1 protein-coding gene is annotated in these 497 nt (G+C 73.8%); it reads left to right on the top strand.

Annotated elements, in window-relative coordinates:
• Positions 1–122: 122 nt before the first annotated feature.
• A partial coding sequence (locus N799_RS14100) for a heme biosynthesis HemY N-terminal domain-containing protein (RefSeq protein WP_036214036.1) occupies positions 123–497 on the top strand: 375 nt, incomplete at its 3' end.

Here is a 497-nt window from a genome sequence, read left to right on the forward strand (position 1 = left end):
GCCCGCGGCCGCGCGGCACTGGAGCGCATCGCCGCGATGCCGCTTTCACTTTCGCTTCCAACCCTGGGCAGCACGCTGGGGCAACTGCGCCAGTTGCGCGCCACGAGCGAGGAGACCCGCCCATGAGCCTGTTCCGCAACCTGCTGATCCTGATCGTCCTGGTGCTGCTGGGCGCGCTGGTCGCGCAACTGCTGGTGCAGGACCCGGGCTACGTGCTGGTGCGCTACCGCGGGATGGACTACACGACCACGCTGGCCGCCGCGGTGCTGATCGCGCTCGGCGTGCTGCTGGCGCTGTGGCTGGTCTGGAAGATGCTGAGCATGCCGCTGGCGGCGCTGCGCCGGCGCCGCGACCGCGCCACCCGCGCCCGCTTCACCGACGGCCTGGAAGCGTTGCACCAGGGCCACTGGCAGCGCGCCGAGCGCCTGCTGGACGAAGCCGCGCGCCACCCGCGCGCCGACGAGGACGGCGTGGCCGCGCTGGCCCGGGTCGGCGCC

Source organism: Lysobacter arseniciresistens ZS79, from assembly GCF_000768335.1.
Classification (GTDB): Bacteria; Pseudomonadota; Gammaproteobacteria; order Xanthomonadales; family Xanthomonadaceae; genus Novilysobacter; species Novilysobacter arseniciresistens.